The sequence below is a fragment of the Microlunatus elymi genome (genome assembly GCF_007362775.1).
In the GTDB taxonomy this organism is placed as follows: domain Bacteria; phylum Actinomycetota; class Actinomycetes; order Propionibacteriales; family Propionibacteriaceae; genus Microlunatus; species Microlunatus elymi.
The window spans coordinates 1,325,866-1,346,859 of the sequence record NZ_CP041692.1 but is presented as its reverse complement, the minus strand read 5'-3'; the positions used below and the strand labels follow the sequence as shown (position 1 = coordinate 1,346,859).

At 67.5% G+C, this 20,994-nt stretch carries 17 protein-coding genes and 1 riboswitch; of the genes, 6 read left to right on the top strand and 11 right to left on the bottom strand.

Going from position 1 to position 20,994, the window contains the following annotated elements:
* Window positions 1-29: 29 nt before the first annotated feature.
* The 5 genes from FOE78_RS05965 (at window position 30) to treY (ending at window position 6,349) form a co-directional block, all read left to right on the top strand.
* A complete protein-coding gene (locus tag FOE78_RS05965; protein WP_210414964.1) occupies window positions 30-413 on the top strand; it encodes an Lrp/AsnC family transcriptional regulator in 384 nt (127 codons plus the stop codon).
* A gap of 51 nt (window positions 414-464) precedes the next feature.
* A riboswitch (cobalamin riboswitch) is annotated at window positions 465-679 on the top strand.
* A gap of 130 nt (window positions 680-809) precedes the next feature.
* Entirely contained in the window at window positions 810-2,036 is a 1,227-nt protein-coding gene (locus tag FOE78_RS05960; RefSeq protein WP_143985481.1) for an ABC transporter substrate-binding protein, read from the top strand.
* 8 nt (window positions 2,037-2,044) lie between these two features.
* Window positions 2,045-3,151: a FecCD family ABC transporter permease gene (locus FOE78_RS05955; RefSeq protein ID WP_210414841.1), complete on the top strand. Its 1,107-nt coding sequence runs from the start codon at window positions 2,045-2,047 to the stop codon at window positions 3,149-3,151.
* Window positions 3,151-3,978 carry an ABC transporter ATP-binding protein gene (locus FOE78_RS05950; RefSeq protein WP_143985480.1) on the top strand — a complete coding sequence of 276 codons (828 nt, stop codon included), beginning with the start codon at window positions 3,151-3,153 and terminating at the stop codon, window positions 3,976-3,978. The genes FOE78_RS05955 and FOE78_RS05950 overlap by 1 nt, the downstream gene beginning before the upstream one ends.
* A 73-nt stretch (window positions 3,979-4,051) precedes the next feature.
* A complete protein-coding gene (treY, locus tag FOE78_RS05945) occupies window positions 4,052-6,349 on the top strand; it encodes a malto-oligosyltrehalose synthase (protein ID WP_143985479.1) in 2,298 nt (765 codons plus the stop codon).
* On the opposite strand, the gene FOE78_RS05940 is transcribed toward treY, so the two are convergent.
* From FOE78_RS05940 to FOE78_RS05910, 7 genes are all read right to left on the bottom strand, one after another.
* Entirely contained in the window at window positions 6,292-7,722 is a 1,431-nt protein-coding gene (locus FOE78_RS05940) for an MFS transporter (protein ID WP_143985478.1), read from the bottom strand. The genes treY and FOE78_RS05940 overlap by 58 nt on opposite strands.
* A gap of 165 nt (window positions 7,723-7,887) precedes the next feature.
* Complete coding sequence (locus FOE78_RS05935) at window positions 7,888-8,661, bottom strand: GNAT family N-acetyltransferase (protein ID WP_143985477.1); 774 nt, start codon at window positions 8,659-8,661, stop codon at window positions 7,888-7,890.
* Window positions 8,662-9,302: 641 nt separating this feature from the next.
* Window positions 9,303-10,496: an elongation factor Tu gene (gene tuf, locus FOE78_RS05930; protein WP_143985476.1), complete on the bottom strand. Its 1,194-nt coding sequence runs from the start codon at window positions 10,494-10,496 to the stop codon at window positions 9,303-9,305.
* Window positions 10,497-10,665: 169 nt separating this feature from the next.
* On the bottom strand, window positions 10,666-12,762 hold the full coding sequence (gene fusA / locus FOE78_RS05925) for an elongation factor G (protein WP_143985475.1): 2,097 nt from the start codon (window positions 12,760-12,762) through the stop codon (window positions 10,666-10,668).
* Between the two features lie 106 nt (window positions 12,763-12,868).
* Complete coding sequence (rpsG, locus tag FOE78_RS05920; protein WP_143985474.1) at window positions 12,869-13,339, bottom strand: 30S ribosomal protein S7; 471 nt, start codon at window positions 13,337-13,339, stop codon at window positions 12,869-12,871.
* Window positions 13,339-13,710 carry a 30S ribosomal protein S12 gene (rpsL, locus tag FOE78_RS05915; protein ID WP_143985473.1) on the bottom strand — a complete coding sequence of 124 codons (372 nt, stop codon included), beginning with the start codon at window positions 13,708-13,710 and terminating at the stop codon, window positions 13,339-13,341. Before rpsL ends, rpsG begins: the two co-directional genes overlap by 1 nt.
* A gap of 523 nt (window positions 13,711-14,233) precedes the next feature.
* A complete protein-coding gene (locus FOE78_RS05910; protein WP_228266073.1) occupies window positions 14,234-15,112 on the bottom strand; it encodes an aldo/keto reductase in 879 nt (292 codons plus the stop codon).
* Window positions 15,113-15,176: 64 nt separating this feature from the next.
* Between FOE78_RS05910 and FOE78_RS05905 the strand changes: the two genes are divergently transcribed.
* On the top strand, window positions 15,177-16,676 hold the full coding sequence (locus tag FOE78_RS05905; protein ID WP_143985472.1) for a patatin-like phospholipase family protein: 1,500 nt from the start codon (window positions 15,177-15,179) through the stop codon (window positions 16,674-16,676).
* A 235-nt stretch (window positions 16,677-16,911) separates the two neighbouring features.
* On the opposite strand, the gene FOE78_RS05900 is transcribed toward FOE78_RS05905, so the two are convergent.
* The 4 genes from FOE78_RS05900 to FOE78_RS05885 form a co-directional block, all read right to left on the bottom strand.
* Window positions 16,912-17,634: an MOSC domain-containing protein gene (locus FOE78_RS05900; protein WP_143985471.1), complete on the bottom strand. Its 723-nt coding sequence runs from the start codon at window positions 17,632-17,634 to the stop codon at window positions 16,912-16,914.
* Between the two features lie 234 nt (window positions 17,635-17,868).
* Window positions 17,869-18,909: an LCP family protein gene (locus tag FOE78_RS05895; protein WP_143985470.1), complete on the bottom strand. Its 1,041-nt coding sequence runs from the start codon at window positions 18,907-18,909 to the stop codon at window positions 17,869-17,871.
* Window positions 18,910-19,086: 177 nt separating this feature from the next.
* Window positions 19,087-20,178, bottom strand: a complete 1,092-nt coding sequence (locus FOE78_RS05890; RefSeq protein ID WP_143985469.1) for a sulfate/molybdate ABC transporter ATP-binding protein — start codon at window positions 20,176-20,178, stop codon at window positions 19,087-19,089.
* Window positions 20,172-20,972, bottom strand: a complete 801-nt coding sequence (locus tag FOE78_RS05885) for an ABC transporter permease (protein WP_143985468.1) — start codon at window positions 20,970-20,972, stop codon at window positions 20,172-20,174. Before FOE78_RS05885 ends, FOE78_RS05890 begins: the two co-directional genes overlap by 7 nt.
* Between the last annotated feature and the right edge of the window lie 22 nt (window positions 20,973-20,994).

The window sequence follows — 20,994 nt, the reverse complement described above, 5'->3', positions numbered from 1 at the left end:
TTCCAGATCGCAAGCTTCTTGCGTTGTTGATGGCCGACGGACGGCAGAGCTATGCCGCCTTGGGGCAGCAGGTCGAACTGTCCACGGCCGCCACCAAGCGCCGGGTCGATCGGATGCGCAAGGAAGGCGTGATCCGCGGCTTCGGCGCCGATGTCAATCCGGCAGCGCTGGGGTGGAGCATCGAGGCGTTCGTGGAGATCTACTGCAACGGGCAGGTGCCGCCGAAACAGATGAAGGAGTTCGCGCACGCCATTCCCGAGGTGCACGACGCGTACACCATCACCGGCGAGGCCGACGGTCTGCTGGTGGTGCGCTGCACCGATGCGGCGCATCTGGAGCGGGTGCTCGGCCGGATCCGCGACCAGCACGACGTGCTGCGGACTCGTACTGCGATCGTGCTCTCCCACCTCTGAGCGCGTTCGCTCGCCAGGTTCGGGCGGTCGGACCGGCGGCGCCGATCAGGTTAGAATCGCCCTGCCGACGGGGAGGGAATCCGGTGCGAGACCGGGACTGCCCCGCAGCGGTGAGTGGGTACGAACGCTGTACAGACGCACTGGACGAACGATCCGGAGGACCTCGATCCTCCGCCGCGAGTCTGGGAAGCATCAGCCAGTAGGCCGTCGGGGATGATCCGGCGACACCCACAAGTCCGAAAACCTGCCGTCGGTGTGCGGGCCGCCGGTCCGCGCGTCCAGGGGTCTCGAGGGAAGATCACCGGCACACCGGCGCTGCCTCATCCATCGCGGTCGCCGGGTGACGGTGCCAGGCTCCAGGACAATCGTCGTGCGGCAAGGAGTCCGAAGCCTTTCATGATCAACAAGTTGTTCTCCGGCCGGCGGCAGCGGGCCGTCACGGCGGCCGCCGCGGCCGCGGCACTGACCCTGTCGCTGGCCGCCTGCGGCACCGACGCGGGCAGCCCGGCGCCGGGAGTCGCACCGTCGTCGACCGCGCCCGGCTGCATCACCGACTTCAACCCGAACACCGACTACTTCCCGGTCAAGCAGAAGCTCGAGTACGCCGAGAACTTCAGCCTCAGCTACCACAAGTCGTACCAGGTGCTGACCGTCAAGCAGCCCGAGGTGGGCGGCAAGCCGGAGAGCTACGTCCTGGTCAAGTGCGGCGCGCCGAAACCCCAGTTGAGCGGCGATCTCGCCCAGGCACAACAGGTGACGGTGCCGGTGCACAGCCTGTTCTCCGCCTCAACGACCCATCTGCCGAGTCTGGAAGCACTCGGCCAGCTGGATGTGGTGACCGGTGTCGCGTCGAATGCGCTGATCAGCTCCAAGGCGGCGCAGGAGCGGGTGCAGAGCCCCGACGTCACCGAGTTCGCGCCGGCCGGCACCGCCAACGCGGAGAAGATCGTGGCCGCCAAGCCGGACGTGCTGATCACCGCCGGGCAGACCGATCCGGCGTACGCGACCGTCCGGCAGGCCGGGATCCCGGTGCTGGCCGACGCCGAATACCTGGAGACCTCGCCGTTGGGCGAGGCCGAGTGGATCAAGTACTTCGCCGCGCTGACCGGCACCGAGGACAAGGCGGCGACGACCTTCGACAAGATCGCCGCCAACTACAAGTCCGCCGTGCAGAAGGCAGCCGATGCCAAGCCGACCTCGGTGGTGCTGAACCAGCCCTACCAGGGCAGCTGGACGATGCCGACCGGCGGCACGCCGATGGGCAAGTTGATCACCGACGCCGGCGGCAGCTGGCCCTGGCAGGACGACACGTCGACGGTCAGCAAGAACGTTGACCTGGAGACGGTCTTCGCCAAGTCCGGCGACGCCAAGCCGTGGATCACCTCGACGAACTGGAAGACCAAGAAGGAGGCCACCGGCACCGAGCCGCGGCTGGCCGACTTCGCCGCCTTCAAGTCCGGTGACGTGTGGGCGCCGAGCAAGCAGGTGAACGCGGCCGGTGGCAACAACCTGTACGAGTTGGGGGTGCTGCGGCCGGATCTGGTGGTCGCCGATCTGATCGCGATCCTGCATCCTGATCTTGAACCGGACCACCGGTTCACCTTCTATCAGAAGCTCAAGTGACGCGGTAGATGATGGCCAGCACCCCCGCCGAACGACCGATCTCCGCCGAGATCGATGCCGTCCGGGTGCCGCGCGGCCGGCTGCGGCGGCCGGTGCTGGCGCTGATCGTGATGGCGGTGGCAGCGGTGGCCGCGATCGGTCTGGGTGCCGCGGTCGGGTCGGTCACCATCGGCTGGCACGACCTGTTGCTGTACGCAACCACCGGGCACGCGGCCGATCCGGCCAGCACCGTGTTGCTCGAGCAGATCCGGATGCCGCGGGTGATCACCGCGGCCGCGGTCGGCGCCGGGCTGGGCATCGCCGGGCTGCTGATGCAGACGCTGTTCGCCAATCCGCTGGCCGACCCGTACATCCTGGGGGTGTCCTCGGGCGCCTCACTGGGCGTCGCACTGATCACCCTCGGCACCGGCACCGTGACCGGCGGCTTCGTCAGCCTGGTCGGCGGACAGCGGATCGCGGTGGCCGCGGCTGCGGCGACCGGGTCGGCGTTGGTGCTGATGTTGATCTTGGTGATCAACCGTTGGGTCCGTTCGGTGACCACGCTGCTGATCGCCGGGGTGATGTTCTCCGCAACCGTCGGCGCGTTCACCTCGCTGCTGTTGGCTTTCGCCGATCCGACCCGGATGCAGCGGTACGTGATGTGGGGGCTCGGCTCCTTCAGCGGCGTCACCCGCGGCGACCTGCTCGTGCTGCTGCCGGTGATCCTGATCGCGATCATCATCGCCGCGCTGCTGGCCCGGTCGCTGAACGCGATGCTGCTCGGTGAGCGGTACGCCCGCTCGATGGGCGTGCGGGTCGGATCCGTTCGGGTGCTGGCGATGATCGCGACCGCCCTGATCGCGGGCGCGGTGACCGCCTACTGCGGGCCGATCGCCTTCCTCGGCATCGCGGTCCCGCACCTGGCCCGGTTGACCATCGGCAGTTCCGACCACCGACTGCTGATGCCGGCCTCGATCCTGGTCGGCGTGATCGCCTCCAGCGTGTGTTCGGTGGTGGCTCAGCTGCCCGGTGACGACGCGGTGCTGCCGATCAACGTCACGGCCGCCCTGATCGGCGCTCCGGTGGTGATCGTGGTGCTGCTGCGATCTCGGCGTCTGTCGGCAGGAGCGGTCTGATGATCAACTTCACGGCGGGCGCGGGCCTCCGGCTTGATGACCTTCGGGTCGGCTATCGGCACACTCGGCGTTGGCCGGCCAGCGAGCCGGACCGCGTGATCGTCGACGGAATCACCGCCGAGGCGCCGGCCGGTCGGGTGACCGCGGTGCTCGGCCCCAACGGCGCCGGAAAGTCAACCCTGCTTCGTACGGTGGCCGGTCTGCAACCCGCGCTCGGCGGCGCGATCATGCTCCGTGGCGCTGCCGGAGTTGATCATGATCTGCTCCGGCTGTCGCCCAGGGATCGGGCCCGCCGGACCGCGGTGGTGCTGACCGAACGGGTGGACGTCGGGCTGCTCACCGGACGCGAGGTGGTCGAACTCGGCCGGCATCCCTACCTGGGCCTGGTCAGCCGGCTGACCGACCGCGATCATCGGCTGATCGCCGAGGTGCTGGCCGACCTGCAGGCAACCGATCTGGCCGAGCAGCGATTCGCCGAGTTGTCCGACGGGCAACGGCAGCGGCTGCTGCTGGCCCGCGCGCTGGTCACCGAACCGGAATTGTTGATCTTGGACGAGCCGAGCGCCTTCCTCGATGTGGGCGCCCGGGTGGACCTGATGGCGCTGTTGGATCGGCTGGCCCGGCAGCGTTCGATCACCGTGCTGGTGTCGACGCACGAGGTCGAACTGGCGCTGCGGATGGCGCACCAGCTGTGGCTGATCGATGATCATCGGCTGATCACCGGCACCCCCTCGACCTTGATCGACAACGGCAGGATCGGCACCGTCTTCGGCACCCCGCACGCCGTCTTCGACCCTGCCACCCGCACCTTCGGCGTCCGCACCTGACCGACTTGTCAGAAGGCCGTTGGGTTTATGGCCCAACTACCTTCTGACAACTCGGAGCTTTAGGGTCGGATTCGTGACGCCCGTGCCGAGTTCGACGTACCGCTTGCAGATCCGCCCCGGTTTCACGCTGTACGAGGCCGCGGAGCTGACCGACTACCTGGCCGAACTGGGGGTGGGTGCGATCTATCTGTCGCCGTTGTTGACCTCGGTCACCGGTTCCGATCACGGCTACGACGTCACCGATCCGACCCGGCTCGACCCGCAACGCGGCGGCGAGGACGGCTTCGCCGCGCTGCTGAAGGCGGCCGGAGCGCGCGACCTGCCGGTCGTTGTGGACATCGTGCCCAACCATCTGGGCGTCGACGTGCCGGAGCAGAACCCGGCCTGGTGGGACGTGCTGCTGCACGGCCGGCAGTCGGCGTACGCGTCCTGGTTCGACATCGACTGGACCGCCGACAAGCTGCTGATCCCGATCCTGGGCGACGATCCGGACGAGCTGCAGCGGCTGCAGATCGACGACGGCCGGCTCTGCTACTGGGAGCATCGGTATCCGATCGCGCCGGGCACCGGACACGGCACGGCGCAGGAGATCCATGATCGCCAGCACTACCGCCTGGTCAATCACCGACGGGGCCAGACCGAGCTCGGCTACCGTCGTTTCTTCGCCGTGAACACGCTGGCCGCTGTACGGATGGAGGATCCCGCGGTATTCGAGGCCACCCATCGCCGGGTCGCCGACCTGATCAGGCAGGGCGTCGCCGGACTGCGGGTCGATCATCCGGACGGGCTGGCAGACCCGGCCGGCTACCTGCAGCGGCTGCGCGACCTCGCGCCCGACGCCTGGATCGTGGTCGAGAAGATCCTCGAGCCCGGCGAGGAACTGCCGGACTGGCCGGTGGCCGGCACCACCGGCTACGACGCGTTGACCGATTTCACCGGCGTCTTCGTCGACCCCGCCGCCGAAGCCGAACTGACCGCGATCTACCAGCAACTGACCGGCGACCACCGCAGCGTTGCTGATCATGAACGGGCCGGCAAGCGACTGGTGCTGGACGACCTGTTCGGGTCCGAGCTGCGCCGGATCGCCGCGTTGGCGCCCGAGCTGCCGAAGACTCGGGCGGTGATCGCCGATGCGGCCACCCGGCTGGACGTCTATCGGGGCTACCTGCCCGACGACGTCGGCCCGATGATCACGGCGCTGGCCGCCACGGCCCAAGATCATCCGGAGTGGTCGGACACGGTGCAGCGGCTGTCGGCTCGGATCGGTGATCCGGACGACGAGTTCGCGATCCGGTTCTGCCAGCTGACCGGTGCGGTGATGGCCAAGGGCGTCGAGGACACCGCCTTCTACCGGGCCAACCGGCTGACCTGCCTGAACGAGGTGGGCGGCAACCCCGGCGGCTTCGGCGTCGAGCCGGACGCCTTCCACCGGGCTCAGGCCGCGCGGCTGCGGTACGCGCCGGACACCATGACCACGCTGTCCACCCACGACACCAAACGCTCCGAGGATGTCCGGGCCGCGATCGCGGTGCTGGCCGAGGTGCCGCAGCGCTGGCGCGAGCTGTGCACCGCACTCATGACGGCGGCGCCGATGCCCGAACCGACGATCGGCTACCTGCTCTGGCAAGTGGTCGCGACCGTCGAGACGATCGGCCGTGACCGGCTGCACGCGTACGCCGAGAAGGCGATGCGGGAGGCTGCTCTCGGCACCGGCTGGCTGGACCAGGACGCCGACTTCGAGACCGCCGTCCACGGTGCGCTGGACCGGGCGTACGACGATCCGGAGCTGGCGGGTTTGATCGCCGCCTTCCGGACCGAGATCCGGCCCGCAGTGATCAGCAACCTGCTCGGTCAGAAGCTGCTGCAGTTACTCGCTCCCGGCGTACCGGACGTCTATCAGGGCACCGAATTCGTCGATGACTCGCTGGTCGATCCGGACAATCGGCGGCCGGTCGACTTCACCCGTCGCCGGCAGTGGCTGGCGGCCCTGAACGAACTAACCCGGACCGAACCACCCGGGGCCGACGATCCGGACGAGGTCAAGCTCTGGGTGACCAGTCGCGCATTGCGAGCGCGCAGAGATTTCCCGCCGACGAGCTATCGGCCGCTACCGGCCGACGGTGTCGCCGCAGCCCATCTGCTCGGTTTCGACGTCGGCGGCCTGATCGGGTTCGCCACCCGACTTCCGTACGGACTGGCGCAGCGAGGCGGCTGGGGCGACACCTCGATCGACCTGCCGAACGAGGCCTGGACGGACCGGCTGACCGGTGCCACCCACACCGGCCGGATTGCAGTCGAGCGGCTGCTGGATCGCTACCCGGTGGCGTTGCTGGTCCGATCGGCGACGGAGCCATCGGAGCCCGGGGACTGATCGCGGGACCTCTCGTCCTGCTGCTCCTCCGCCGTCTCCGACGACGCCGAGGATGCAGTCTCCGACGACGCGCGTCCGCTCTGCGCAGCCGCAGATTCGGCGTCGTCGTCCGCCTCGGGGGCACGGCGTTGGTCGCCGTCGCCCAACTGCAGATTGCGCAACGCCTTGCGGAGCAGACCGATGCCCATCAGAGCGGCCATGGCCAGGCCGCAGATGACCGTCGTCGCCTCGACCCCGATGGCCTTGGCGCAGATGCCGTAACCGACCAGGGCGAACGGAATCAGCGCGTCGTCGGCCAGCGCGAAGAGCGCATAGATACGGCCGATATAGGACTCGTGCACGATCGTCTGGGTGGTGCCGCCGAGCATCGGCGAGGACAGTCCGGCGGTCAGCCCGACCAGACCCAACGAGATGGCCGAACCGACCTGCGGGAGCAGCCCGGACAGCGCCAGAGCGAAGCCCTGGGAAACCAGCAGCACCAGCGCGAAACGCATCGGAAAGCGTGGATGCAGCAGCAGCGCCGCCAGCGTCCCGACAATCGCACCGACGCCGATGGACGCGGTCAGCACGCCGAGCATGTGCGGGCCCCAGCCGCGTTCGTGCACCCGGATCGCGATGCCGGCGTTGATCACCGGGATGACGAAGAAGTTCAACCCGATCATGGTCAGGGTGAGCGCGCGGGCGGTCGCGTCGACGCGGAGATAACCGACCACCTGGCGGGTGGAGGCGAGCACCGATTGCCGCGGCGCGAGCTCGCGTCGATAGCGGGTGCGAACGAGGCTGAGCAGGATCGCGGCGGCGGCGAAGACGGCGATCAGACCCGCCATCGCGCCGGCCAGCGCCCAGGCCGCCAGCACCAGACCGGCCAGCGCGGGGCCGACGAGCAGAGCCGTGCGATTGATCAGCTGCCGAAGACCGGCGGCCTGGACCAGCTGATTCATCGGTACGAGTTGACGGGGCATGGTGCCGATGGCCGGTTTGTGCAGGGCATCGGCAGCGCCGAAGAACGCGGCCACCACGACCATGATCGCGATGGTGTGCTCGGGGTAGCGGATCAGAGCCAGCACGCCGAGAACCAGCACCAGCACGCGTACGAAGGCCGCCCCGACCAGCAGCGGACGGGTCGGTAGCCGGTCAGCGACGGCGCCCCCGACCAGATCGAGAATCGCCCGTGGGATGGTGCCCGCGGCAACGGTCAGGGTTGCGATCAGCGGATCTCCGGACTGGGCGGCGGCGAAGGCGAGGACGACGATCCACGCCTGGTCGCCGATGTCGGCCATCGCGGCGCCACCGAGGAAGGAGAGAAATCGTGGATCGGTGACGGGGCTCTGCTGCCCTCGGCGCTGCCCGCCTCCTCCTGATCCCACGACCACGGACTCACCCTAGAAGAATGTTCGTCGTCCGCAAGTCCTGGCGCGGATTCATTCAGGTAAATGGCCGCAAGTTGCGAAAGTCATGAGCTGTTGCACCGAAGAGAACCCAATTCCCATCTTGTCCGAATTCGGACAGAATAGACTGTTGTCCTATTTCGGACATGATCATTGTCTGGTCGAATTGTCGTTCATGAAGTTCAACAGCACCGTGGTCTGACTTCCCTTCCGTTCGAAGCCCAATCGGTGCGCCACCGCCATCGAGGCACGGTTCTGCGATCGGGTCCGCCAGCCGGGGATCTGTCCGGCGTCGAGCAGATCGTTGACCGCGGCCGCGGCGACCAGGCGGCCCCAACCGCGGCCGCGGAAGGGCAGCCCGACCAGCACGCTGAGCGGTGCGATCACCTGCATCCAGTCCTGCGCCATGGCCAGCGCGACGGGCTCGTCGCTGTCGTCGTACAGCACATAGCGTTGAGAAGGATGGTCGAGCTCGGTCTCGGTGACGTCGTCGGGTGGGCAACACCGCTGCACCGCCGCGGCCGCCTCCGGATCGCTGTTGATCGCCGCGCCGTCCAGCCGGGGATGGTCGCAATACTGGTCGGTGTAGAACAGTTCGGCGCAACCCAGCAGCCTGGCGGTTCGTCGCTGCTCGTCGCTGAGCAGCCCGAAGAGCAGATGCGGATCGGTCAGCCGATCAAGCTGATGGGCACCCTGTTGTTCATGGCCCTGGTCGAACGCGTTGGGCGGCCGATGATCATCATCGATCCGCTGCAGCAGCCCGGCCGGCCCGGCCAGGACCTCGGCGCCGCAGACCCGGATGAAGGACAGCACATCGTCGCGCTCGACCATGATCAGATGCCCGGAGTCCTCCAGCGCGTCGTCGGCCAGAGAAAGCTGCCGCGCCCACGCCAGCCGAATGATCGCCTCGCTGTTGGCCTCCATCGTCCCTTTCTATCCCCGGAGCCTGACAGGTACGAAGTCCGGCCCGGACGTCGCCCGACGGGCGCCGACCCCAGCTGTCCCAGGAAGTGCCGGCCTCCGGTTCGGATTACAAGAATCCTGCACCAGTCACCATGAAGCCCGCTGAATCCCGCTGCCCAGGCCCACTGGCGCAGGATTCTTGCAATCCCCTTCGCCTGCCGCAGCCGAATGGAACACGAGACGTGCCGGTCGATGTCCACACGGGTGCTCCGGCCGGCGACTTACCAGCTGCATACCGCGCAACTCCCGGTTACCAACGGGCAGCCCCATCCGCACTTCCTCGGGCCGGCCCACTCCCCACGTTCACCGACAGCATCGCTCGCCGTACTGCGCCCACGGACGTCGCTGACGAGTCGGCAGGGTCCCGGAGGATGCAGAACGGCCCGGGCCGGCGAGTGCCGGTCCGGGCCGTTCTGCTGGATCAGTTGTTCACCAAGCCCAGGTCATCATGCTGACATCCTGGTGGTGGATCACGTGATCATCAACGAGCAACGAGGCTCACTTGATGATCGTTGAGCTCTTGCTCACTTGATGATCGTTGAGCTCTTGCTCACTTGATGATCGTTGAGCTCTTGCTCACTTGATGATCGTTGAGCTCTTGCTCACTTGATGATCTTGGTGACCCGACCGGCGCCGACGGTACGACCACCCTCGCGGATGGCGAACTTCAGGCCCTCTTCCATGGCGATGGGCTTGATCAGCTCAGCGGTCATGGTGGTGTTGTCGCCCGGCATCACCATCTCGGTGCCTTCCGGCAGGTGCACGACGCCGGTGACGTCGGTGGTCCGGAAGTAGAACTGCGGGCGGTAGTTGTTGAAGAACGGGGTGTGACGTCCGCCCTCCTCCTTGTTCAGGATGTAGACCTGACCCTCGAAGTCGGTGTGCGGGGTGATGCTGCCCGGCTTCGTCACGACCTGGCCACGCTCCACGGCCTCACGCTTGGTGCCGCGCAGCAGCAGGGCGGCGTTGTCGCCGGCCTGAGCCTGATCGAGAACCTTCCGGAAGACCTCCATGCTGGTGACGGTGGTCTTGATGCTGTCCCGCAGGCCGACGATCTCGACCTCTTCGTTGACCTTGAGCACACCGCGGTCGACCAGGCCGGTGACGACGGTGCCACGACCGGTGATCGTGACGACGTCCTCGATCGGCATCAGGAACGGCTTCTCGGTGTCGCGCGCCGGCTCCGGGATGTACTCGTCCACGGCGGCCATCAGGTCGAGGATGGACTGGGTCCACTTCTCGTCACCGTTCAGCGCCGGGAAGGCGGCAACCTGCACCACCGGGGCGTTGTCGCCGTCGAACTCCTGGGAGTTCAGCAGCTCGCGGACCTCGAGCTCGACGAGCTCCAGGATCTCCTCGTCGTCGACCATGTCGCACTTGTTCAGCGCAACCACCATGGCCGGCACGCCGACCTGGCGGGCCAGCAGCACGTGCTCGCGGGTCTGCGGCATCGGGCCGTCGGTGGCGGCGACCACCAGGATGGCGCCGTCCATCTGCGCGGCACCGGTGATCATGTTCTTGACGTAGTCGGCGTGACCCGGGCAGTCGACGTGGGCGTAGTGCCGATTCGCGGTCTGGTACTCGATGTGGGCGATCGAGATGGTGATACCGCGCTGGCGCTCTTCCGGCGCCTTGTCGATCTGGTCGAACGCCTCGGTGCTCGGATTGGCAACCGGGTCCTGGTCGTGGAGCACCTTCGAGATCGCCGCGGTCAGAGTGGTCTTGCCGTGGTCGATATGCCCGATGGTGCCGATGTTGACGTGCGGCTTGGTCCGCTCGAACTTGGCCTTGGCCACTGGGGCTCCTCACTTGCGCTGTCGCCGCGCTGGTCGCGTGGCGAACGGTGTTGGTTGTACTGACTTGTTTTACCCGGACCCGGGTTGTCCTGAGTTGGGCAATCCGGCCTAAGTTTTGCTGCTCGGCCCCGTCCGGGTCAAACCCGAATCGGGGCCACGCAGCTGAAGCTCATTCTCCGCGGGACTTGGCGACAATCTCGTCGGAGACGTTCTTCGGGGTCTCGGCGTAGGAATCGAACTCCATCGAGTACGAGGCCTGTCCCGAGGTCTTGGAGCGGAGATCGCCGACATAGCCGAACATCTCCGACAGCGGCACCAGGGCGGTGACCACCTTGTTGCCGTGGGCTTCCTCCATGGACTGAACCTGTCCACGGCGTGCGTTCAGGTCACCGATCACGGTGCCGAGGTAGTCCTCCGGGGTGGTCACCTCGACCCGCATCATCGGCTCCAGGATCGCCGGATCGGCGCGCCGTGCGGCCTCCTTGAAGGCCATCGAGCCGGCGATCTTGAACGCCAGTTCGGAGGAGTCGACGTCGTGGTAGGCACCGTCGGTCAGGGTGACCTTGATGTCTTCCACCGGGTAGCCGGCGAGCACACCGAACTGCATGGCCTCCTGGATACCCGCGTCGACGGACGGGATGTACTCCTTCGGGATCCGGCCACCGGTGACCGCATTCACGAACTCGTACCCCGAACCGGCTTCCTGCGGCTCCAGGTTGATGATCACGCGGCCGTACTGACCCGAACCACCGGACTGCTTCTTGTGGGTGTACTCGACCTTCTCCACCGGCCGGCGCAGGGTCTCGCGGTAGGAGACCTGCGGCTTGCCGATGTTGGCCTCGACCCGGAACTCGCGCTTCATCCGGTCGATCAGCACGTCCAGATGCAGCTCGCCCATGCCGGCGATGATGGTCTGGCCGGTCTCCTCGTCGGTGTGCACCCGGAAGGTCGGGTCCTCCTCGGCGAGGCGCTGGATCGCCATCGACAGCTTTTCCTGGTCGGACTTGGTCTTCGGCTCGATCGCCTGCTCGATCACCGGTGCCGGGAAGTCCATCGACTCCAGCACGATCGGGCTGGTCGGGTCGGACAGCGTCTCACCGGTGGTGGTGTCCTTCAGACCCATCACCGCGACGATGTGACCGGCGCCGACACTGTCGATCTCCTCACGCTTGTTGGCGTGCATCCGGTAGATCTTGCCGATCCGTTCCTTGCGCTGCTTGGTCGAGTTCAGCACCTGGGTGCCGGTGTTGAGCACGCCGGAGTAGACCCGGATGTAGGTCAGCTTGCCCAGGTGCGGGTCGGCCGCGATCTTGTACGCGAGCGCGGCGAACGGCTCGTCCTCGCTCGGGTGCCGCTCCATCTCGACGCTCTCGTCACCCGGCTTGAAGCCCTGGATGGCGGGCACGTCGACCGGCGACGGCAGGTAGTCGTTGACCGCGTCCAGCAGCGGCTGGACACCCTTGTTCTTGAACGCCGAACCGCAGAAGACGGCGGTGAAGGCACCGGCCAGCACGCCGCGGCGGATGCCCGCCTTGAGCTGCTCGACGGTCGGCTCCTCACCCTCCAGGTAGAGCTCCATCAGCTCGTCGTCGTTCTCGGCGACGGTCTCGATCAGCGCGGCGCGGGCGGCCTCGGCCTTCTCCTGCAGCTCGGCCGGGATCGCCTCGACCTCGAAGTCCTCACCGATCTTGGTCTCGCCGCGCCAGGTCAGCGCGCGGTTGCCGACCAGGTCGACGACGCCGATGAAGTCGGCCTCGGCACCGATCGGCAGCTGCATCACGACCGGGGTCGCGTTCAGCCGGTTCTTGATCGTCTCGACGCAGAAGTCGAAGCTCGCACCGGTCCGGTCCAGCTTGTTCACGAAGCAGATCCGCGGCACGTTGTACCGGTCGGCCTGCCGCCACACGGTCTGGCTCTGCGGCTCCACGCCGGCGACGCCGTCGAAGACCGCGACCGCACCGTCCAGCACTCGCAGCGAGCGCTCCACCTCAACGGTGAAGTCCACGTGGCCCGGGGTGTCGATGATGTTGATGGTGTGGTCTTTCCAGTGGCAGGTGGTAGCCGCGGAGGTGATGGTGATACCCCGCTCCTGCTCCTGCTCCATCCAGTCCATGGTGGCCGCGCCCTCATGGACCTCACCGATCTTGTAGTTGATGCCCGTGTAGTACAGGATCCGCTCGGTAGTGGTGGTCTTGCCGGCATCGATGTGGGCCATGATGCCGATGTTGCGGACCTTCGACAGATCGACCTTCAGTTCGACAGCCATCTCGGGAGTTCGTCCTCAGTTTCGAAAGTGGTGGGTTCCGCTGTGCGTACGAGCTGAGCTTTCGACTCGTACGCGCTGCGGACATCCGGGATCGCCGGATGCGGAATTACCAGCGGTAGTGCGCGAAGGCGCGGTTGGCGTCGGCCATCTTGTGGGTGTCCTCACGCCGCTTCACCGAAGCGCCCAGACCGTTCGAGGCGTCCAGAATCTCGTTCATCAGCCGCTCGGCCATGGTCTTCTCGCGACGCTGCCGGGAGAAGCTGACCAGCCAGCGCATGGCCAGCGTGGTGGAGCGGGCCGGCTTCACGTCGACCGGCACCTGGTAGGTGGCGCCACCGACCCGGCGGCTCTTCACCTCCAGGCTCGGCTTGACGTTGTCCAGCGCGCGCTTGAGGGTCTGCACGGGATCAACACCGGTCTTCGCGCGGGTGCCCTCCAGCGCGGTGTAGACGATGTTCTGGGCGACGGTCTTCTTGCCGTCCAGCAGGATCTTCGAAACCAGCTGGCTGACCAGCGGCGATCCGTAAACCGGGTCGACGAGAACCGGTCGCTTCGGGGCGGGACCCTTGCGCGGCATTACTTCTCCTTCTTCGCGCCGTACTTGCTGCGAGCCTGCTTGCGGTTCTTCACGCCCTGGGTGTCGAGCGAACCGCGAACGATCTTGTAGCGGACACCCGGCAGGTCCTTCACTCGCCCACCGCGGACGAGGACCATCGAGTGCTCCTGCAGGTTGTGGCCGACGCCCGGGATGTAGGCGGTGACCTCGATGCCGGAGGACAGCTTCACGCGAGCCACCTTCCGCAGCGCCGAGTTCGGCTTCTTCGGGGTGGTGGTGTAGACACGCGTGCACACACCACGGCGCTGCGGCGACTCCTTCAGCGCGGGCGTCTTGTTCTTGGCCACCTTGTCGGCACGGCCCTTACGGACCAACTGCTGGATTGTGGGCACCGCTTCTCTCTCTGTTCTGGAATTGACCTGCTCGTACTTCGTACATGCACGAGCCCCTCCTGCATGACGAGCAAGGCCGGGCCCGATCGTGCAGCCCGGTAACGGGCGAAATGAATCGGGACGGTACTTGACGCATCACACCGCACGGATGCGTTCGGGGCGAAAGCAACCCCAACCACAGGCTTCGGGCGGCGCGCACGGGCACGCGCAAAGTGTCGGGCAAGCCCGAACACAAGGGACAAGGTTATCCGCTGAGGTGCGGAGGGTCAAAATAGCGCTCCGGACCGCTGCGGCTGGGTACCTGAACGACCTGATCGGACACGTGTCGGACCCATCGAGCAGCGTACGTGGCCACGCAACAAGCATCGTCCCCGCGGGGCCCGGCTACGGCTCGCCCGCGCCGACCCGCACCAACCACCGTTCCCGCGCACCGGCGGCGCTGCGGCGCAGGTTCGAACCTGCGCGGCTGCACCGTGGGTGCGCGGGAACGGGATCGGTTGGGGAGCCGGGCCGGAGCCGGAGGTCAGCGGACGGCGGCAGCGATCGACTCGTACGCCTCGTCGTCGAGTCGGACCGACGCGGCGCCGAGGTTCTCCTCCAGGTGCGCGCTCGAGCCGGTACCGGGGATCGGCAGCATCGCCGGCGAACGGCGCAGTAGCCAGGCCAGCGCGATCTGGGACGGCGTCGCTCCCAGTCGCTCGGCGGCCTCGGCGACCGGGCCCCCGGGCGCGGCGAGTTGACCGGACGAGATCGGCGCCCACGGGATGAAGCCGATGCCGTGCTCTTCGCTGTACTCCAGTACGTCCTCGGACTTGCGATCGGTCAGGTTGTAACGGTTCTGCACGGTGGCGACGGTGAAGAACTCGCTCGCCCGCTCGATCTCGGCCACGCTCACCTCGGACAGGCCGAGCGCGCCGACCTTGCCCTCGGCCTGGAACGCGGCCAGCGCCTCGAACTGCGCCTCGGCCGGCACCTGGGCGTCGATCCGGTGCAGTTGCAACAGGTCGATCTTGTCCACCTTCAGCCGGCGCAGGATCAACTCGACGGCCTGCCGCAGATACTCCGGTCGGCCGACGGCGGCCCACTGGTCCGGACCCTGCCGGGTGTTGCCGATCTTGGTCGCGATCTTCACCCCGTCGTAGGGGTGCAGCGCCTCGGCCAGGATCTCCTCGCTGACGTTCGGCCCGTACGCGTCGGCGGTGTCGATGAAGTCGACGCCGAGTTCGACCGCGCGGCGGACGACCTGCCGGGCCTGCTCACGGTCGGCCGGCTCGCCCCAGATGCCGGGGCCGGTGATCCGCATCGCACCGAAGCCGAGCCGCGTCACCGCGCCCAAGTCCTTGATCTCGAAGGTGCCGCTCTGGCGAGCGTCGGGTGTTGTTGTCTGCTGTTGATCAGTCACACCGGGCCGCAACTCATCCGCTAGGCCGCCCTATTCCCGACCGGTCACGATTAGGGTCGGCAGGGTGCGTCTGACAGACATCGCCGGCAAGATTCGGAGCCGCTTTCGCCGCCGGGTCACCGGCCTGGTGCTCAGCGGCGGCGGATCGCGGGCGGACTTCGAGCTGGGCGCGCTGCGCTACCTGTACGACGAGGTCGGCATCAACCCGCAGATCATGGTCGGGACCTCGGCCGGTTCGATCCTCGCCTCGATCCTGGCGCAGACCTCCGATGCCGCCGGTCAGCGCCGACTGCTCACCGAACTGACCGACGTCTGGCGGGCGATGCGCAGCAGCAACGAGATGTTCACCGCCAACGCCTGGTTCGACATCCTCAGCCAACGCGGCCTGGAATGGATGTCGCTGCAGAAACAGGAGCCCGGAGCGATCGGGCGGACCTTGCAGCGGGTCAGCCGCCGCTCCCCCGATCCGCGCGACCCGGACTCGGGCACCTCGGGAGGGCGGTCGCTCGGCATGGTCGAGGTGCTCAGCACCCTGCGCGAGGTCAGCCGGGTCCGGCCGCAACTGTCCAGCCTGATCCAGAGCATGACCAAGGAACGGTCGTTGTACCGGATCGGCCCGATCATGGACCGCCTGATCGACGGCGGCATCTTCGTCTCCTCCCGGATCCCCGACTCCGGAGTCCAGCTGCGGATCGCCACCGTCAGCCTGGAGACCGGTGAACTGCGGTACGTGACCGAGCAGGGCAGCATGGTCGACCGCCAGAACAACCCCTTCCCGTCCGGGGTCGGTCAGGACCGGCCGATCGATCTCGCCGACGCGATCATGGCTTCCTGCGCGATCCCGGCGGTCTTCGAACCCGTCCGCCTCGGCGGTGAGACCTACGTCGACGGCGGCGTTCGGGAGAACCTGCCGACCCGGATCGCGACCAAACGGCTCGGCGTCACCACCTGCTACGCGATCGTGGCCAATCCGCTCGGCGTGCCGGTCGAGACCAGCTATCAGAACGCGGATCTGTTGTCGGTCGCGATCAGGGCCACCGGCGACATCATGACCGACGAGGAGCTACGCGACGAGGTGGCCGGCGCGCACCGCGACGGCGCGATCCTGATCCAGCCGGAACTCAACCTGCACGACGTGCTCACCGTCGATCCCGGCCTGACCGCGATCTCGATCGACTACGGCTACGCCCGTGCCGCCGAAGCCGTACGCAAGGCACCGGCGGGCCAGTCCGACCTGGTACGCGAGCTGTTCGAGCTGCGCCGCGACATCTGGGAGCTGGAACGTACGTTGTTCGTCACCCCGGCCGACGTGCCGGCACTCGATCCGGACGCCACCGAAGCACACGCGCTGCGCTGGGTGATCGCGGCCCAGCAGGCGACACAACGTCCGGTTGTGGACCCGGAGCGGGCGCCCGAGCTGACCGAGTTGATCAAGCTCAAGCAGCGGCTTCGTGATCTTGTCGCCCGGGTCGACGCCGATCTGCTACCGCCCGAGGCACCGGACTGGTGGAAGGACTTCGAGCCGCACAACTTCGACGTGCCGATCCCGGCCGAGTGGAGCTGACAGCACCGATATCGCTGTCTACACAGGGATCCTTGCCGAATAGCACCCGCGCACCCTCGAAACCACCACCCGGCTTCCCGCGCACCGTCGGCGCTCCCGCGCACGTTGGAGCATGCGCGGGTGAACCATACCTGCGCGGGAACCGTACCGGTGTCGCCGTACCACGACCCCGGTTACCGAACGACGCCAGGACCTTCCAACGCAGAAGCGCCCGGGCGAAGTGACCGGTCCTCGGTCAGATCAGGTCCCAACCGCCGCGGTCGGCGACCACCTGGCGCAGTTCGGCGGACAGATCGTCGCCCGCAGCCAGCAGTTCGGGCAGCAGTTCGCGTTCGGTGGTGGTGGCGCGAAAGACCAGAGACACCGTCACATCGTGATCGGGAACGCGGCTGATCGCGATCGAATCACCCGCGCCGATCCGGCCCGGCTTGATCACTTTCAGGTACGCGCCCGGCCGGGCCACCAGAGTGAAGGTGCGCAGCCAGCCCTTCTCCCCCACCCGCCCACGGAAGGTCGAGCAAGGGATCCTCGGGCAGGTGACCTCGAGCTCGACCTGATCATCATCCGGGCTTCCGGGGTTCGGGCTTCCGGGATTGGGGCCGATCAGCCACCGCTCGCCGATCCGGGCCTGATTGACGTCGATCCCGACGGTGGTCAGATTCTCGCCGAAGAACCCGTTCGGCAGCTCGCGGCCGAGCCGCTGCTGCCAGCTGTCCAGGTCCTCCCGGGCGAACGAGTAGACCGCCTGATCGTCGCCGCCGTGGTTGGCCTTGTCACCGATGAAGTCGCCGACCAGCCCACTGCCCAACCCGCCATGCTTCGCGCCGGGTGCACGCACCTCGATCCGGCCGGCCACCGGCTGCTTGCCGATCCCGGTACTGAGGTTTTCCTTGTGGGGGTTGGGTTGTGGCCGTCCGACGTTGACGGTCTCGACGCGCTGCTCTCCGGTTCCGAACACCGGAACACCCTAATCGCCGAGTCGTCGGAATCTGGTGTCGTGATGTAGCGACCTTGCTCAAGGCGAACCACAACCGCCACGTTGCACCTCCCGCCGAGCGAAGCGAGGCCGGTTCCGCAGCGCAGCGGAGGAACCGCGGCGAGATGGCCGTGGAGGGTGAGCGGGGCGGGGGTGCGGGGCCCTCCGTGGGACGCCAGCGCAGATCGCGGCAGCGGCGCCCACCTCGACCGCGAATCAAGCCGCGTACGACGCGAGGTTGTCCTTCTGCAACGCGGCCGCGAGCCGCTTCATCTTCTTGGTGTCGACCACGTCCACCGACTGACCGTCGATCATCGAGGTGCCGGACACCGGCGCCTGCAGGGTGACCAGCGACCGTGAGGCGTCCTTCATCGACGCGGCCAGCCCGAGGATCGCCTCGTCGGTCAGACCGGAGTCGACCGTGACGTACTTGGCCAGCTTGGAGACGACGGCGGAAAGTTTGGCCGGGTTGGCCAGGACCGACGGGCCGGCGATCTTGGCCACCAACGCCTTGACCACCTTGCGCTGATTCGCTGCGCGGTCGAAGTCGCCGTCGGCCAGCGCATGCCGCTCCCGTACGAACCAGAGCGCCTTCTTGCCCGAGATGGTGATCTTGCCCTTCGGATAGTTGAAGCCGTGGGTGCTGAACGCCTGCGTGTTGTCGACGGTCACGCCGCCGACCGCCTCGGTCAGATCGGCGAATCCGGAGAAGTCGATCACCGCGGCATGGTCGATGGTGATACCGGTCAGCTCGTTGATCGTCTCGGCCACCAGTTCGGTGCCGCCGTAGGAGTACGCGGCATTGATCTTGTTGTCGCCGTGGCCGGGTATGTTCACCCACATGTCGCGGGGGAACGAGATCAGGTAGGCGTGCTTCCGGTCGGCGTCCAGATGCAGCAGCATGATCGTGTCGCTGCGTCCGTCGCCGGCCTTGCCCTCCAGGCTCTGCGACTGATCGCGACTGTCCGAGCCGAGCAGCAACACATCGACGGCCTTGCCCTTGTCCGGGTCGGTTGCGGTAGCCGAGTCAGATCCCCGGTTGGTCGCCTTGGGCAGGTCGACGGTCCGCTTCAGTTGGTCGAGTCCGTGGGTCAGCGACCAGGCTTCGTAGGAGCCGAATGCCACCACCGGAACCAGCGCGATCCCGCCGATCAGCAGCGCCCGCCGGCCGACTCTGCGGCCGTTGGACTGCTGCCCGTTCGACGGCTGACCAGCCAGGTGTCGCGGGTCGGTCGGGTGCTCAGCTGGGGATTTCACCCATCCTGTCTAATAGCCGGATGCACCCGGCGACCATTCAGCGCCCATGACTTTCCTGTGAATCGTCCGCGGGACTGAAGGTTCGGTGAAGGTGCGGTTTCCGCAGCATCAATCCTGTGACCTCGATCATGCTTGCGTTCTCGGATCGGCGTCACCGAAAACGCCGGGAAGTGTGCCTCAATCGGCCGGATAGACCTCGATCTCGGACGCCTTCAGGCTGGCCCACAGCCGATGGCCGTGATCGAGTCCCAGCTCGGCGACCGCGGCCGGGGTGATCTCGGCGATCATGGTCTGCCCGCCGGGCCGCGCGCCGATGATCAACTCGACCCGGACACTGTCCCCGATCGGTTCCAGGCCGTCGACCAGCACCGGCCAGACGTTGCGCGGACTGCCTTCGGGGCGTTCCCGCCAGAGCGCGACCGCGGCCGGTCGGAAGGCTGCGAACAACCGCCCCGACACCGTACGACCGGTGTTGATCATGGTCCCGTCGTCCAGCCGGACTCCATGATCAACACCGTCGCCGATCAGCAGGTTGAGGCCGACCAGCCGAGCGACATAGTCGGTACGCGGCCGGCCGGCGACCTGCTCCCGGGTCCCGGTCTGCACCACTTTCCCGTGCTCGATCACCACCAGCCGATCCGCGAGCACTGCGGCATCGGTCGGATCGTGGGTGATCACGATCGCCGCGCCCGGGAAGTCGGCCAGGTGCCGCCGCAGCTCACCGCGTACGGTCAACCGGGTGCGCGCATCGAGCGCGGCCAGCGGCTCGTCCAGCAACAACAATTCGGGGTCGGTCGCCAGCGCCCGGGCCAGTGCGACCCGCTGAGCCTGGCCGCCGGACAACTGCTGTGGCCGCAGCTCGGCGAGCTCTACGGCGTCCATCCGGGCCAGCCAGTGCTGGGCTCGGCGGCGACTGGCGGCACGACCCTCGCCGGTCGCGCGCAGCCCGAAGGCAACGTTGTCCAGCACGGTCAGATGCGGAAACAGCAGATAGTCCTGGAAGACCACCGCCACCGCTCGGCGATGGGCGGGCCGATGGCTGCCGGCGTCGTCCAGGATCCGGTCACCGAGGGTGATGGTGCCGGCGTCAGGTGGCAGCAGCCCGGCCAGCGTCCGCAGGGTGGTGGATTTGCCGGCGCCGTTCGGCCCGACCAGGGCGATCACCTCGCCCTCGGCGACGTCGAGCCGGAGGTCGAGGGTGAAGTCGCCCCGACGGACCCGGAAGTCGGCGTGCAGCCCCGGCACCCGGTCCCCTCGCTTCGTCACCATGAGCGCACCCAGCGGTCGCGAAGCACGGCCAGCACGGCGACCGAGACGGCCAGCAGCAGCACCGACAACAGCAGTGCGGCGTCCGGATCGGTCTGCAGCGCGAGATAGACCGCCAGCGGCATGGTCTGGGTGGTGCCGGGAAAGTTGCCGGCGAAGGTGATCGTGGCGCCGAATTCGCCCAGCGCACGAGCCCAGGCCAGTACGGCGCCGGAGGCGATTCCGGGTCCGATCAGCGGCACCGTGACCCGCCAGAACACCGTAACCGGCCGCGCCCCGAGCGTCTGCGCGGCATCCTCGTAGCGGCGATCGGCAGCCCGGAGTGCGCCCTCGACGGCCAGCACCAGGTACGGCAGTGCGACGAAGGCCTGGGCCAGCACCACTGCGTACGGGGTGAACGGGAAGGCGAAGCCGGTCAGCTCGTACAGCGGCCGGCCGATGATCCCCGACCGGCCCAACACGGTGAACAGGGCAACCCCGCCGACCACCGGCGGCAGCACCAGCGGCACCGTGATCACTGCCCTCAGCAGCGAGCGGAACCGGCCGCCGGGCCTGGCCAGCAGCCAGGCCAGCGGGACGCCGAGCAGCAACACCAGTGCGGTGGCGATGGTGGCGGTGATCAGCGACAACCGCAACGCCAGCCAGGCGTCGGCTCCGCGCAGGATCGAGCCGGCATCGGACCACGGAGCCCGGACCACCAACCCGATCAGCGGCAGCACCAGGAACGCGAGCCCGATCATGGCCGGGATCGCCAGCAGCACCGGAGGTCGACTGCCGGTCGCGGTCCTGGAGGTCATGATCGGTCGCCTCGTCAGTTGA

Excerpts from the sequence above, each read along its gene's own strand:
- FOE78_RS05955 (WP_210414841.1), top strand. The coding sequence starts at position 2,045 with ATGATGGCCAGCACCCCCGCCGAACGACCGATCTCCGCCGAGATCGAT.
- rpsG (WP_143985474.1), bottom strand. The coding sequence starts at position 13,339 with ATGCCGCGCAAGGGTCCCGCCCCGAAGCGACCGGTTCTCGTCGACCCG.
- FOE78_RS05890 (WP_143985469.1), bottom strand. The coding sequence starts at position 20,178 with ATGGTGACGAAGCGAGGGGACCGGGTGCCGGGGCTGCACGCCGACTTC.
- FOE78_RS05885 (WP_143985468.1), bottom strand. The coding sequence starts at position 20,972 with ATGACCTCCAGGACCGCGACCGGCAGTCGACCTCCGGTGCTGCTGGCG.
- FOE78_RS05950 (WP_143985480.1), top strand. The coding sequence starts at position 3,151 with ATGATCAACTTCACGGCGGGCGCGGGCCTCCGGCTTGATGACCTTCGG.
- FOE78_RS05960 (WP_143985481.1), top strand. The coding sequence starts at position 810 with ATGATCAACAAGTTGTTCTCCGGCCGGCGGCAGCGGGCCGTCACGGCG.
- fusA (WP_143985475.1), bottom strand. The coding sequence starts at position 12,762 with ATGGCTGTCGAACTGAAGGTCGATCTGTCGAAGGTCCGCAACATCGGC.
- FOE78_RS05965 (WP_210414964.1), top strand. The coding sequence starts at position 30 with ATGGCCGACGGACGGCAGAGCTATGCCGCCTTGGGGCAGCAGGTCGAA.
- FOE78_RS05935 (WP_143985477.1), bottom strand. The coding sequence starts at position 8,661 with ATGGAGGCCAACAGCGAGGCGATCATTCGGCTGGCGTGGGCGCGGCAG.